Annotated in this window: 14 protein-coding genes and 1 pseudogene; 11 read left to right on the top strand and 4 right to left on the bottom strand. The window is 72.3% G+C overall.

The features are described from left to right. Window positions 1-716 precede the first annotated feature (716 nt). Entirely contained in the window at window positions 717-1,196 is a 480-nt protein-coding gene (locus IG88_RS0122940; RefSeq protein ID WP_030401097.1) for a CGNR zinc finger domain-containing protein, read from the bottom strand. 105 nt (window positions 1,197-1,301) lie between these two features. Here IG88_RS0122940 and IG88_RS0122935 point away from each other — a divergent pair, with 105 nt between their 5' ends. Continuing rightward, window positions 1,302-2,168, top strand: a complete 867-nt coding sequence (locus IG88_RS0122935; RefSeq protein WP_031044285.1) for an alpha/beta fold hydrolase — start codon at window positions 1,302-1,304, stop codon at window positions 2,166-2,168. A 438-nt stretch (window positions 2,169-2,606) separates the two neighbouring features. Here the strand turns inward: IG88_RS0122935 and IG88_RS38890 are convergent. The 3 genes and pseudogenes from IG88_RS38890 to IG88_RS0122920 form a co-directional block, all read right to left on the bottom strand. After that, window positions 2,607-3,321 (bottom strand): annotated as a pseudogene (locus IG88_RS38890) (SAM-dependent methyltransferase). Window positions 3,322-3,475: 154 nt separating this feature from the next. After that, window positions 3,476-3,907 carry a hypothetical protein gene (locus IG88_RS0122925; protein ID WP_199807487.1) on the bottom strand — a complete coding sequence of 144 codons (432 nt, stop codon included), beginning with the start codon at window positions 3,905-3,907 and terminating at the stop codon, window positions 3,476-3,478. Between the two features lie 133 nt (window positions 3,908-4,040). Continuing rightward, on the bottom strand, window positions 4,041-5,120 hold the full coding sequence (locus IG88_RS0122920) for an SIS domain-containing protein (RefSeq protein WP_031044281.1): 1,080 nt from the start codon (window positions 5,118-5,120) through the stop codon (window positions 4,041-4,043). A 97-nt stretch (window positions 5,121-5,217) separates the two neighbouring features. On the opposite strand from IG88_RS0122920, the gene yhfZ reads away from it, so the two are divergent. The 10 genes from yhfZ to IG88_RS44980 all read left to right on the top strand — a co-directional run bounded on the left by yhfZ (window position 5,218) and on the right by IG88_RS44980 (window position 13,607). Further along, on the top strand, window positions 5,218-6,156 hold the full coding sequence (yhfZ, locus tag IG88_RS0122915) for a GntR family transcriptional regulator YhfZ (RefSeq protein ID WP_031044278.1): 939 nt from the start codon (window positions 5,218-5,220) through the stop codon (window positions 6,154-6,156). A gap of 130 nt (window positions 6,157-6,286) precedes the next feature. After that, on the top strand, window positions 6,287-6,661 hold the full coding sequence (locus IG88_RS0122910; protein WP_031044276.1) for a PRD domain-containing protein: 375 nt from the start codon (window positions 6,287-6,289) through the stop codon (window positions 6,659-6,661). 102 nt (window positions 6,662-6,763) lie between these two features. Beyond that, a complete protein-coding gene (locus tag IG88_RS0122905; RefSeq protein ID WP_031044273.1) occupies window positions 6,764-7,123 on the top strand; it encodes a DUF2620 domain-containing protein in 360 nt (119 codons plus the stop codon). 39 nt (window positions 7,124-7,162) lie between these two features. Continuing rightward, window positions 7,163-8,521: a YhfT family protein gene (locus tag IG88_RS0122900; RefSeq protein WP_031044270.1), complete on the top strand. Its 1,359-nt coding sequence runs from the start codon at window positions 7,163-7,165 to the stop codon at window positions 8,519-8,521. A 22-nt stretch (window positions 8,522-8,543) separates the two neighbouring features. Then, complete coding sequence (locus IG88_RS0122895; RefSeq protein ID WP_031044268.1) at window positions 8,544-9,491, top strand: phosphotriesterase family protein; 948 nt, start codon at window positions 8,544-8,546, stop codon at window positions 9,489-9,491. Further along, window positions 9,484-10,608, top strand: a complete 1,125-nt coding sequence (locus IG88_RS0122890) for an aminotransferase class V-fold PLP-dependent enzyme (protein ID WP_031044264.1) — start codon at window positions 9,484-9,486, stop codon at window positions 10,606-10,608. Before IG88_RS0122895 ends, IG88_RS0122890 begins: the two co-directional genes overlap by 8 nt. 2 nt (window positions 10,609-10,610) lie before the next feature. After that, on the top strand, window positions 10,611-11,792 hold the full coding sequence (locus tag IG88_RS0122885; protein WP_031044262.1) for an alanine racemase: 1,182 nt from the start codon (window positions 10,611-10,613) through the stop codon (window positions 11,790-11,792). Further along, window positions 11,789-13,006 (top strand): phosphopentomutase, encoded by a 1,218-nt coding sequence (locus IG88_RS0122880; protein ID WP_031044259.1) that lies wholly within the window; start codon window positions 11,789-11,791, stop codon window positions 13,004-13,006. Before IG88_RS0122885 ends, IG88_RS0122880 begins: the two co-directional genes overlap by 4 nt. A 92-nt stretch (window positions 13,007-13,098) precedes the next feature. Beyond that, on the top strand, window positions 13,099-13,365 hold the full coding sequence (locus IG88_RS0122875; protein ID WP_030401108.1) for an HPr family phosphocarrier protein: 267 nt from the start codon (window positions 13,099-13,101) through the stop codon (window positions 13,363-13,365). A 29-nt stretch (window positions 13,366-13,394) separates the two neighbouring features. Beyond that, on the top strand, window positions 13,395-13,607 hold the full coding sequence (locus IG88_RS44980; RefSeq protein ID WP_267884665.1) for an alpha/beta hydrolase family protein: 213 nt from the start codon (window positions 13,395-13,397) through the stop codon (window positions 13,605-13,607). Window positions 13,608-13,663: the final 56 nt, after the last annotated feature.

The following is a 13,663-nucleotide window of genomic DNA, read 5'->3' as shown; positions in this document are numbered from 1 at the left end:
TGGCTATCACTCATGCACACCCCTACGGCTCGGCCTGCCCCCAACCACACGAACCTACTGGCCTTCGACCTTGACCAAACACATAGGGGCACCCCCCCGCGCCGCGGCGTCCTGGCACGCGGTGAGGACCAGGCCGGCGCTGTCGCCCGCCCGGGCCGCACAGGCACTGCACCGCATCTTCGGGCTCCCGGTCAGACAGCCCGGGAGAAACTCGACGTCTCCCCCGCCGGGGACGGACTGTGCCGGTGGCTGACGTACGGACCGTCCCGGCCGAGCAGGACCCGCCAGGGGCTCAGCCACGGGTCTCGGACACCGTGAAGGACTGATCCCCGTAGTACTTGTCACCAGGCTGCACCCGCGCGCCTTCGGTCTTCGCAGGCCCGGCCCACAGGCTCGCCATCAACATGAACTCTGCGACAGGGGATCCGTTCGCCCTCGCCACACGCAGGGAAGCGCCCGGCCGCCTGCGGCGAAATCCTCACAGAACCGTCCCCCGACGCCAGAGCCCGGGTGGCGAACCGGTCGCACGGTGCTCGGTGAGACGGCGGTGACGCGGCTGCCACCGACGCGACGGCGACGGCTCGTCCTGCCGCTGCTGGCCCCTCGGTCCCGCCGATCCCGTTCTTCCCGACACCGCCGATGCCCGTGGCGCTGTCGCCGCCGGCCCTCTCCTGGACGGGCCTCGGCAGGTGATCGCCCGGCCGGCCGGGCTCGGGTCAGCGGGTGCGTTCGTAGTGGCGGCGTGCCTTTTCGCGGTTGCCGCAGACGGCCATTGAGCACCAGCGGGCGCGGTTGGCGCGGCTGCGGTCCAGCAGGAACATCTGGCATTCGCCGTTGGCGCAGGGGCGCAGTCGGCCGGGCAGCCGCTTCTCGGTGGCCGCCCAGGCGAGCACCGTCTCGACGGCCAGCCGGGCGTGCGGAGGAGTCTCAAGCGTCCATTCCAGACCGTCCGACGTGATCTCCGGTGTCTGACGGACCCCGTCGAGCAACGGCTTGAGCACGTCGGGCGCGCGTTCCCCGCGTACGACGTCCCGCAGGGCGTCCCGGGCCGCACGCAGCAGCGCCAGTTCGGCGAGGCTGCCGTCGCCGCCGTGCTCCCGCGCCCAGCGGGTGCCGGTGGCAGGGTCGCCGAGCGCGTCCTGTTCCCTTCCGTCGACCAGCGGCCTGCTGTTGAGCAGGTCCAGCAGGGCGTCCATCGCACACCACCCTCTCTCTAACCAGATTGCGTCGCTTGACAGGTTAGTCCACCCCGTGCTTGCCTGGCGACACCTAACCACATCAAGCATCCAAAGGGGTTAGACATGAGTTCGGTGCACCACCGGACCGCCACCGTCGGCGGCCACAGGGTCTTCTACCGCGAGGCCGGCCCCGCCGACGCCCCCGTGATCGTCCTGCTGCACGGTTACCCGACCAGTTCGTTCATGTTCCGCGACCTCATCCCGCTGCTGGCCGACAGGTACCACGTCATCGCGCCGGACCACCTCGGCTTCGGCCACTCCGACGCCCCCCTCACCGACGAGTTCACCTACACGTTCGACGCCCTCGCCGACGTCACCTCCGGGCTGCTCGACCATCTGGGCCTCGACCGCTACGCCCTGTACGTCCAGGACTACGGTGCCCCGATCGGATGGCGCCTCGCACTCCGGCACCCCGAGCGGATCACCGCCGTCGTCACCCAGAACGGCAACGGCTACGAGGAGGGCTTCGTCGAGTCGTTCTGGAAGGACGTGTGGGCCTACGGGGCCGACCCCGGCCCTGCCACCGAGCCCGCCGTCCGTGCCGCAATGGACATCGACGCCATCCGCTGGCAGTACCTGCACGGGGTGTCCGAACCGAGCCTGGTCAGCCCGGACACTTGGGAGCACGACTTCGCCCTCGTCTCCCGCGAGGGAAACGACGAGGTCCAGCTCGCACTGTTCCGCGACTACCGGAACAACCGCCCGCTCTACCCGCTGCTGCACGAGTTCCTGCGCAGCAGTGAGGTGCCGGTGCTCGCGGTGTGGGGACGCAACGACGAGATCTTCGGCCCGGCCGGCGCAGAGGCCTTCGCCCGTGACGCCAAGGATGCGGAGGTGCACCTGATCGACGGCGGCCACTTCCTGCTGGAGAGCCGGCTCGACATCGTCGCGGGGTACCTGCGCGGCTTCCTCGGGCGGGTGCTGGGCTGAAGTCTGCCGGTGGATTCGAGTGCAGCCATTACCGAGGGGGGAACGACGCACGTCAACGACGGGCAGCACACCCCGGAGGGGCCGAGGTCGGGGCCGGCTCCGGGGGAGTCCTTCGGCTGAATGCGGAAGCGGGCCGGCTCGGGCCCGGCCCGGCAGGCCGCCCGCCGGCTGTGCACACGGCCGGTGGCTCCGAGACGCAGTCGGCACCGGCCACCCCGGTCTCTTCGCACTCACCGGGCTGCTGCCGGACCCGATGCCGCCGGTGCCCGGCTCGCGCATGGTGTCGGTCAGCAGCAAGGCCACCGCGTCCGGGTCTCCGAAGATCTCACCGGCGTGAAGTTTCCCGTCATTCGGCCCAGCGGAAGCGAGAGTGGTTCGCAACAGGGCGTGCACAGGTGCGAGTCCTTGCCCTCGTCGGCGCACGACTTGCCTTCTGCTTCATTCCGGCAACCTCGCGACGCCGACGTGGAAGGCGCTTCGCTCCGGCAGCGGCGCCGGGCCCTCCTGGTACCACTCGGTGGCGTACACCAGCCCCGGCGAGACGAGTTCCAGTCCCTCGAAGAACGGCTCGACCTCGCTGCGGGTGCGCAGCCGCAGCGGGATCGCGCCCTTCTCGAACCCGGACTCGATCCTCCTCCCCCACTCCGGGTGCTGGTCGACCGTCCCGTGCGAAAGCAGCAGGTGACTGCCCAGGGGGGAGACCCTTCACCAAGGTGCACACGACAGCGTAGGGTTCGCGTCGTCGGGCAGGAAGTGCCGGACCGCAAGCAGGGACAGGGCGATGGGCCGGTCGAAGTCCAGTACCCGGGCGGCGCGTTCCAGGAGGGCCTGCGGCCGACGCACATCCGCGTCGAGGTACTCGGTGGCACCTTCCGGGGTGCTGGTCAACAGCGCTTCCGCGTGCGGCAGGACGCTCGGGGATACCGGTGCCGATGTCGAGGAACTGGGTGATGCCCTTCTTCGCCAGCCAGGCGGTGGCGCGGTGCATGAACGCCCGGTTGCGGGCCGCAATGCCGCGAGTCTCCTCCGGCAGGTTCTGGGCGACCTCCCGGTCGGCGGGGTAGTTGTCGCTGCCGCCCAGGAGCCAGTCGTGGACGCGGGCGGGGTGGGGCTTGTCGGTGTCGATGCTGGGACGAGATGGAGCAGTGGTCACTGAGCACTCCTCGCTGTGGGGAATTTCGGTGCGACGGATCCAGGCCGGATGCCGTACCGGGTCCTGCGTCCGGCGTGGGTGGACGGCTCCGGTCGCACGGCGGACACGGCGCCCTCGTGGATGACGCGACTGCCCGCCACGCTCACGGATGGATTCAGCCGAACGCCGCGCCGCCACCGCCGATGACGGCGAGCCGGCCGGGAACCGTGCGCGCGGCGGCGGCCTCGCGCCTGCTCCACGGCTTCGCGTCGGCCAGACCGGGGGTGTCCGGCAGCAGCGCGGCGGTGCCGCCGGTCGCTACCACGACCACGTGTCGCGCGGTCAGCGAGGTCGTGGCGCCGGACTCGTCGGTGACCTCGACGACCCGGTCGGAGCCGTTCCGTCCGTGCGCCCGGTACAGGGTGATCCCGGCCGTCCCGAGCCGGGACACCTGCCCGTCGCCCTTCCAGTCCGAGGCGGAGACGTCGCGACGGTGGAGCACGGCCGCGACGGCGCGGTCGCCGGAGACCGCCTCCCGCACTCCCGGCAGTTGCCCGGCGGCGCGCAGCGCCGCCGGGTGCGCAGCAGCGCCTTGGTCGGCATGCACGCCCGCTGGGAACACTCGCCGCCCACCGGTCGACGGCACGGGCGGGAGAGACCGGCACGGGGCGGGCCTTCGGCGGTGGGCAGGCCGGCCCCGGGGCGTGGCTGCCTGGTCCCGCGCCCGTGCCGGAGCCCGGTCAGTGGGTCTCGGTCACCTTCGCCAGGGCGCGGGGGGCGTCGGGATCCTGGCCGCGGGCGACGGTGACCTCGTGGGCCAGCAGTTGCAGCGGAAGGATCTCCAGGATCGGCTGGACCTCCTCCGCCACCCCGCCCGGCAGGACGAAGCCGGCCGGTGCCGTGTCCACCTGGTCCCGCTGTCCGATCACCGCCAGGTCCGCCCCCTGTCCCCGGAGCCGCTCCAGCACCGGCCGCAGGGCGTCGCCGCCGCGCCCGTCGGGCACGACCGCGATCACCGGCGAGGCGGTGTCCACCATCGCCAGCGGCCCGTGCAGCAGGTCCGCCCCGGAGAACGCGAGAGCCGGGATGTACGTGGTCTCCATCAGCTTCAGCGCCGCCTCCCGGGCCGTCGGGTATCCGTAGCCGCGCGACGTGAGCACCAGCCGCTGTGCGAACCGGTACCGCTCCGCCAGCGCCCGGACCTCCTCACGGCGTTCAAGGAGGGAGGATGCCAGCTCCGGCACCACCCTCGCGGCCCCGCCGTCGGAACCGCGCAGCCCTTCCACCAACAGGTACAGCGACAGCAGTTCGGCCGTGTAGGTCTTGGTGGCCGGCAGTGCCTTCTCCGGACCTGCCAGGACGTCGATGTGGTACTCCGAGACCGCTGCCAGCGGTGAGCCGGCGTTGTTCGTCACCGCCAGTGTGATCGCGCCCGCTTCCCGTGCCGACCGGGTCGAGGCCACCAGGTCGGGGGACCCGCCGGACTGGCTCACCGCTATCACCAGGCAGTCGCGCAGGTCCGGCTCGGCGCCGTACACCGTCGCCGTCGACATCGAGGTCAGCCCGGCCGGTCTGCCGAGCACCACCTCGACGAGGTACTTGGCGTACAGCGCGGCGTTGTCGCTGGTGCCGCGCGCGGTGAGCAGGACGAACCGCGGGCCGCGGGCCGCTATCGCCCTCGCGACCCCGAGGATGTGCGGCGCCCCCTCGTCGAGCACGCGCTGCAGTACGGCCGGCTGCTCGGCGATCTCGCGCGCCATGATCTGGCCGGGGCGAGCGGAACCGGCGCCGACCGAAGGGGTGGCCGAAGGGATGGACATGGGGAAACCTCCAGGTGGATGGTCTGCAGGAGGGGGGATCGCGGGTGTGACCGGCGAGACCCTGGCCAAAAAGCAGAATACTGTTTATTGTCGCGGTGTGAACAGCATCGATGAGCCCCTCCTGAGCCGGAACGGCCTGGCGGCACGGCAACTCGCGGTGTCGCTCCTCGACCACGAGGAAGAGACCCGACTGCCGCGCCTGCGCGACTTCGCGGAGGAGCTGGGCGTGGGCAACGGCACCGTCCAGGCCGCCTTCCAGCTCCTGGAGGAGGCAGGCGCGATCAAGACGGTCGCCCGCGGGCACCTGGGCACTTTCCTGGTCCGCGCGGACCGGTCCGTACTGTGGCGCCTGTCCGGTCTCGGAACCCTGCTGGCCGCGATGCCACTGCCGTACTCACGCCGCTACGAAGGGCTCGCCACCGGCCTGCGCAGTGCGTTCGAACAGGCCCGGGCGCCGTTCGCGGTCACGTTCATGCGCGGCGCCCACACCCGTGTCGCCGCCCTGCTGGAAGGCAAGGTGGATCTGGTCGTGCTCTCGCGCTTCGCCGCCGACCGGCTGATGGCGCAGCACCCGCTGTCCCTGGTCGCCGACCTGGGTCCGGCCACCTACGTCGGTGCGCACGGCCTCCTGGTGCGCCAGGGCGTCGACGTGGAATCCGCCGGCCTGCGGATCGCCCTCGACCGCAGCTCCGAGGACCTCGAGCTGCTCACCCAGCGCACCTTCGCGGGCCGTACGGACGTGCGATGGGTGGAGGCGTCGTACATGCAACTGTGGGACCTGTTCGCCCGCGGCGAGGTGGACGCCAGTCTGGCGAACCTCGACGAGGCGCGGCGGCACAAGGGGGAAGGGGTCGACGTGCTGCCGCTCGGCGACGAGGTGAGCCGTGAGCTGGCCCTGCGCAACTCCTGTGCGGCGATCGTCGGCCGGGCCGACACCCCGAGCGCCCTGCGCGCGGTACGCCGATCCCTGGACCTGACGTTGGTGACCGCATTGCAGGACGAAGTGGTACGGGGCGAACGCCTCCCCTCCTACTGACCGGGCGTCAGCCGGCCCTCCTCGCGAGGAGCTGACGCGCCGTCGGAGAATCCAGAATCCCGAATACTGCTGAGTCAAACGAGCGGCGAGTGCCGCCGGACGGGCAGTGGACCAGGAAGGACCCACGCAGATGGAAGAGCGGCTCGCACTGAGGCTGCAGATGTTCCGCGAGGGCGGCCAGGCCGAGCCGCGGGTGACCGACTTCGTCGCCGGCGAACTCGATGCCCTGGCGGCCGCCGGAAACGTCGTCACCGAGGAAACCGCCGGCATGCTCACCAGCCATCTGGTCATGGCGCTCACCCGGCTGCTCAGCGGCGAGGCCATCGAACAGTTCCTCACCGACGAGCAGGTGGTGGCCGAACTGGCCCAGCACCCCGAGGCCGTCGCCTCGGCCCGTGCCGTGGCCGCACGGGCCGAGGCGGCGCTGGGGGCGGCCCTGCCCGAGTCGGAGATCAACTTCCTGGGCATGCACCTCGCCGCCCTGGCCCAGCACTCACGCACCTGACCCCGCTCCGGCCCCGCGGCCCCCAGACGGCCCACGACCCGGCAAACCCGGGTCACCCCGTACAGCCCGTACAGGACCTACGAGAAGAATCGAGGAAAGACCATGACGAAGATCCTCACCGGCGGTGTCGGCAAGACCGAGGTCGCCCAGACCGTCACCGCGATGGCGCTCGACGGCATCGAGGCCGTCGTCTCCAACGACATGGACGCGGCGATGAAGCTGCGTGCGGGCCAGGCCCAGTACTACCTGGGCACCTGCCACACCGGCGCGGGCGCCTCCCTCGGTGTCCTGGTCGGCCTGATGGGCAAGAAGGCCTGCCACACCTTCGGGCGCTCCGTGCCCACCGAGGACGAGGTCACCGCGCTGCTGGACGACGGCATCAAGGTCTTCGGTTTCAGCATGGACCAGATCGACAGTGTCGCCCCGGTGATCACGCGTGCCATCGCCGCGAAGAGCAACTGACCGTTCCCGACCCGCAGGGGCAGGGAAAAGGAGCCACCCTTGACCACGTTTCTCGCCGCCGGCAGCACCGATCTCAGCTTCTCGCTGCCCCAGGCAGCCGTCGTCATCGCCCTGTGCGCCCTGACGGCCCTCATATCGCACCAGGCCCTGGCGGTCTTCAACGACGGAGTCCGGCCCTTCATGCTCGACTTCATCCGGGGCGAGAGCACACGCAGCGCCACCACCGCGGTGTCGTTCGGCCTGTCCGCCGGATTCATCTTCGGCCTCGGGGCCCCGATGGCCCTGTCCACCGGCGTGCTGAACCCGTGGCTGGTGTTCCTTCCCACCGACATCCTCGGCATCCTCTCGCCGAAGCGGTGGCTGGCGCCGATCCTCGGAGCGGCCTGGGGCGCCGTCGTGGTCTTCGGCCTCGGCGGCGCCAACAGCGCGGCACACCGCCTGCCGGTCGACTTCCTGACGGCCCTGCAGGAGATGTCCACTCCGATCCTGTTCCTGTTCACGCTCTTCCCGGTGCTCGCCATCACCAAGCAGTTCGGCAGGCTGCGCGGCGGCATCGCGGGCGTGGTCGAACTGGCGCTGGTCGTCGCCACGATGAAGCTGTGGCCGAACGTGTTCGCGGGCTCGATCGCGATGGCCGCGGGCGTGCTGATGCTCATCGGCTTCGCCGCCTCCCGTGACATCCGCCAACGCCGCGCCGAGCGGGCCGCCGCCACCGGCGGCGCCACGGGCCAGGACACCGCGGGCACCGAGGACGACGACCCGATGGCCTCGCTGTTCGGCGCGAGCGCGGCCCGGCTGCGCAAGCACCTGCCGCTGTTCATGCTGCTGGGAGCGGGCGTGTGTCTGCTGGCCCAGCTCCACATCTTCGGCGGCGGCGAGGCCACCAGCTTCCTGATCGCCAAGGGCGACTACAGCGGGGCGGCCCAGGTCGACTTCTACCGCGTCTTCGGATTCATCCCGCTGATCGCGACGACCGCGCTGGCCTCCGGCGCCTACGGCATCGCCGGCTTCACCCTGGTCTACCCGATCGGCTACCTGCTGCCCAACCCATGGCTGGCGCTGGTCTGCGGTGCCCTCGTCTTCGCCGCCGAGGTGCTGCTGCTGTCCCGCCTGGGCAAGCTGCTGAGCGTGTTCCCCTCGGTCCGCGACAGCTCGGAGCACCTGCGCAACGCGATCACCGAGACCCTCGCGCTGGCGATCCTCTTCGGCTCGCTGATGGCCGCCAACACCATGGGCGGCGGGCTCGGCATCCTCGTCGTCGGCGGGCTGTACCTGCTGAACGAGGCCATGGGCCGGCCCGTGGTCCGCATGGCCGCCGCTCCCGCCGCGGTCATCGTCGGCGGCGTCGTCCTCAACCTCCTGTACTGGCTGGACCTGTTCACGCCCGTCAAGGGCTGAACGGGAACCGGAAGGCACCCTCATGCACCACATCCGGACCGTCACCGGTCCACTGGACCCCTCCACCGTCACCGGCCCCGTCCTCGCCCACGAGCACCTCGCCCTCGACCTGCGCCGCGACAGCGACGACGAGGCCGTGCTCGACGCGCGGCACGCCGACCCGGTCATCCGTGAACTGGCCGGCCTGCGCGAAGCGTTCGGGCTCTCCCTGGTCGTCGAGCAGACCTGTCGCGGCATGGGCCGTGACGTGGCGTCGCTGGCCCGTCTCAGTGCGGCCTCCGGCGTCGCCGTGATCGCCGCCACCGGGTGGTACTACGAGCCCTTCCACCCGCAGGAGGTGGGCGCGACGGACGTCGGCCTGCTCACCGACACCCTCGTGCGCGACGTCCACGAGGGCATCGACGGCACCGGCATCGCCCCGGGTGTCATCGCCGAGGTCGGCAGCCACGGGGAACGGCCCAGCGAGCCCGAGCGGCGCACGCTCACCGCCGCGGCCCGCGCCGCCGTCCGTACCGGGCTGCCGGTCGCCACCCACGCCCACCTGGGCGTGGGCGGCCCGGCCCAACTCGCCCTCCTCACCGCCGAGGGCCTGCCCCCGCACCGGGTGGCCCTCGGCCACCAGGACCTCCTCGACGACCCGGCCGTGCACCGCCGGCTGGCGGCCGAGGGCGCCTACGTCTCCTTCGACACCGTCGGCAAGAACGGCTACCAGAGCGACGAGACGCGGCTGCGGCTGGTGCTGGAACTGATCGAGTCCGGACACGCCGACCGCGCGCTCCTCTCCTGCGACATCTCCCGCCACGGCTACCTGACCGACGAGGGCGGCACCGGCTACGGCCACCTGTTCCAGTCCTTCCTCCCCGCACTGCGGAAGGCGGGCGTCGACGCGGACACGCTCGACCTGATCACCCGCCGCAACCCGCTGCGCTTCCTGGCCGGCGCCGACCCGCGGGAGAGCTCCGATGACTAGTCCCGCACCCCGCCTGCCGCAGACCTTCCCGCTGCCGACGGTGCCCCTGGACGACGCCGTCGCCACGCAGTTCCGGCTGCTGGAGTGCACCGCCCGCCACTTCGAGGGCGAACAGCTCTTCGCGGCCGACGCCGGAGTCGTGCCCGGGCTGGGCCGTCCCCGCACGACCGCACGCGTGGAGGCCGTACTCGCCGACTTCTTCGGCGCCGACGCCGCCGCCCTCGTCCAGGGCGCGGGCACGGGAGCCATCCGGGCGGCGCTCGGCGCCGTGCTCGACGCGGACGCCGAACTGCTGATCCACCGCGCGCCGGTCTACCGCACCACCGCAGCCACGCTGCGCGCGCTCGGTGTCCGCACCGCCGAGGTCGACTTCAACGACCCCCGCGCCCTGGACGAGGCCCTGGCGTCCGGACGGTTCGCCTGGGCGTACGTCCAGCACACCCGGCAGCGGCTGGCCGACCGCTACGACCCGGGCGCGGTCCTGGCCGCCTGCCGCGCCCACGGGGTACGCACCGTCGTCGACGACAACTACGCGGTGATGCGTGTCCCCGCCTGCGGCGTGGAACTGGGCGCGGACGCCTCCTGCTTCTCGCTGTTCAAGCTGCACGGCCCGGAGGGCGTCGGCGTCGTGGTCGGCTCGCGGGACCTGGTGGAACGCGTCCACGCCGACAACTACTCCGGCGGCGGCCAGGTCCAGGGCCACCAGGCGCTGGACGCGTTGCGCGCCCTCACCCACGTACCGGTGATGTGGGCCGTCCAGTCCCGGGCGGGCGCCGAGGCGGCCGAACGGCTCGCCGCCGGGGAGGTCGACGGTGTCGCCGAGGTCCGCGTCGCCAACGCCCAGGACCGCTGCCTGCTGGTTCGTCTGGAGCGGCCCGTGGCCCGGGAACTGCCCGCCGTCGCCGCGCGGTACGGCGCCGCGCCCTACCCGGTGGGGTCCAACTCCCGCTACGAGGTGGCGCCGCTCTTCTACCGGATGTCCGGATCGAACCTCGACGACGCTCCCGAACTCGCCGACTGGACGGTCCGCATCAACCCCATGCGCGCCGGCGCGGACCTGGTGCTGGACATCCTGCGCCGTTCCCTCGCCGACCTGTACCACCGCAAGGACGACTGACCGTGTTCCTGGACACCGTGCTGACCCGCAATCCGGAACTGGTGGAAAGTGCCGCCGAACTGCACACCAGTGGCGCGATCCCGCCCGACACGTACGTGATCGACCTCGACGCCGTCGAGGCCAACGCGCGGCTGCTGGCCGCCGAGGCCGAACGCCTGGGAATGACGCTGTGGTTCGTCGCCAAGCAGTTCGGCCGCAACCCCGAGCTGATTCGGGCGATCGCCCAACACATCCCGAGGTTCGCCGCCATCGACCTGCCCGAGGCCCGCATCCTGCACGCCTCCGGGGCCCGGGCCGGAAACCTCGGCCACCTGGTGCAGATTCCCACCCGCTCGCTGCCCGAGGTGCTCGCCTGGCGCCCCGAGGCCGTCACCGTTTACGACGCGGCCAACGCGGAGGCCGTGGGCCGGGAAGCCGAACGCCTGGGCACGGTCCAGGACGTCCTGGTCCGGCTCCAGGGCGCCCCCGGAACCGTCTACCCCGGCCAGGAGGGCGGCGTACCCCTCGACCGGCTGGACGACTTCGCCGAGCGCGTGGAGCGGCTGCCCGGCGTACGGATCGCGGGTGTCACCGCCTTCCCGTGCGTGCTGTGCGACCCGGTCACCGGAGAGCCGGAGCCCACCGCCAACCTGCCGCTGGCAGTGGCCGCCCGGGACCGGCTCGCCGCCCGTGGGCACGAGGGCCTGAAGCTGAGTGCGCCCAGCGCCAGCTCGGTGACCACGCTCGCGCTGCTGGCCCGCCACGGCGCCACCCACGCGGAGCCCGGACACGCGCTGACCGGCACCACCCCGCTGCACGCCGTCGACACGCACCAGCCCGAGCGCCCCGCCTACGTCTACGTCACCGAGGTCGCGCACACCCTCGCCGACGGCCGCCCCGCCGTCCTCGGCGGCGGTTTCTACCCCCGCGCCCGGATCAAGCAGGCGCTGCTGCCCCGCTCCGGAGCGCGGCTGGCCGTGCAGGACGCGCCCGCCGAGAACATCGACTACTACCGGCTGCTGGACGTGCCGGCTACGCCCGACGCCGCCCGGATCGGCGACACGGCCGTCCTCGCCTTCCGCACCCAGATCTTCGTGACCCGCAGCAACGTCGCCGTCGTCGCCGGACTCTCCCGCGGCACGCCGAGGTTGTGCGGCCTCTACGACGCACTGGGCCGGGCCCTGGACCAGGAGACCCCCTCATGAGCAAGACCGTCATCGTCGTCCTCGACGGATTCGGCGTCGGTGCCATGCCCGACGCGGGAACCCTGCGGCCCGGGGACGCCGCCGCCGACACCCTCGGCCACCTCCTCGACCACTGGCGCACCGCCCACGGCCGGGACCTGAAGCTGCCCGCCCTGGCCGGCCTCGGTCTGGGCCTGGTCCACCCGCACCCCGCTCTGGCCGCCCGCACCGGCCTCCCGGTGGCGGTGGGCCGGGCCGCCCTCGGTTACCCGGGCGCGGACACCTACGCCGGCCACCAGACGATGATGGGCGCCGACTTCAGCGCGGTGACCGTGGCCCTCCTGGCCGACCACCTGGACCCCGTGGCCGGTGCGCTGCGGGCCGCCGGGCACGCCGTGGAGCCGCTCAAGGACCTGCCGGTGCTGGTCGTGGACGGGACTGCGCTGGTGCACGACAACCTGGAGGCCGACCCCGGCATCAACTGGAACGTCTCCGGCCGCCTGGAGGACCTGTCGTTCGGGCAGATCCTCTCCATCGCCGAAACGGTGCGCTCGGTGGCGCCCGTCGCCCGCGTCATCGCGGTCGGCGGCCACGCGGACGGCCCGCTGTCCGCGTTCGTCCGCCGCGGCGACGGCGGCACCGTCGGTCTGGACACACCCGCCAGCGGCGTCTACCGCAACGGCGGTCTCGAGGTGCAGCACCTGGGCGCTCCGCTGGACCACACCCGCCAGCTCCCCGACCTCGCGGCCCGTGCCGGAATCCCGGTCACCCTCGTCGGCAAGGCGGCCGACATCCTCGCCTGCGACGCCGCGGTGCGCCGGCCGGCCGTGCCGACCGCCGACGTCCTCGCCCACGCCCTGGAAGCCGCCCGCGCCGACGGCGACGCCCTGGTCGTCGCCAACGTGCAGGAGACCGACCTCGCCGGGCACCAGCAGGACGCCGACCGCTACGGCACGGTACTCGAACGCGCCGACCAGGGGCTGGGCGACCTGATCGCCGTGCTGGACTCCCCCGGCGACCGCCTGATCGTCACCGGCGACCACGGCAACGACCCCACCCTCGGCCACGCCTTCCACACCCGCGAGTACGTGCCCGTCCTGGTGCGCCGGCCGGGCACGGCCACCGCGCACCTGCCCGACGCCGCCAGCCTGGCCGACCTCGGCGCGACGGCGGCCGAGAGCCTCGGCCTCGCGCCCGCCGGAATGGCCAACGGCACGGCTCTGTCTGTGTCCTGACGCTCCGTCACTACTACACGCGGTCCGCCGGTCCGACCGGCGGCCGCTCCCGACGAAACCCCCGAAACAGGCTCCCGAAAGGAACACCGCCCATGCCCAGCATCCAGGCCACCGTCGCCGCGGCCGAGGGGCTGCACGCCCGCCCCGCCTCCCTGTTCGTCCAGGAGGCCGCCCGCCAGCCGGTCAAGGTCACGGTCGGGCGGCCGGGCTCGGCGCCCGTCGACGCCCGCAGCCTCCTCGCCGTGATGACGCTGGGCGCCCGGCACGGCGAGACGCTCGAGCTCAGCGCGGAGGGAGACGAGGCGCTTGCGGCCCTGCACACCCTCGCCGCCCTCCTCGCAGCCGACCCCGTGCAGTAGGCCCTCGCCGCCGGAACGGGCCCCGGGCCGTGACGAGTTGCCGGTGCCGGCGCTCTCACGCCTGGTGCACGGTCTTCACCGCCCTGCATGCGGTCTCCGCCGGAATCGTCGACGCCGCCCGGGTCGGACTCATGGGCGGCAGCTACGGGGGGTTCATGTCCTCCTGGCTGGTCACCCAGGACACCCTCTTCACGGCGCGGTCCCCGTCTCCCCCGTCACCGACCGGTACAGCCAGTCCCTGACCGGCAAAGTCGGTAAGTGGGGCAACTCCTTCCTCCGAGCCGACCACACCGAGCCG

This window comes from Streptomyces sp. NRRL F-5650, from assembly GCF_000721365.1.
GTDB lineage: Bacteria > Actinomycetota > Actinomycetes > Streptomycetales > Streptomycetaceae > Streptomyces > Streptomyces ardesiacus.
This window is presented reverse-complemented; position numbering and strand designations above follow the sequence as displayed.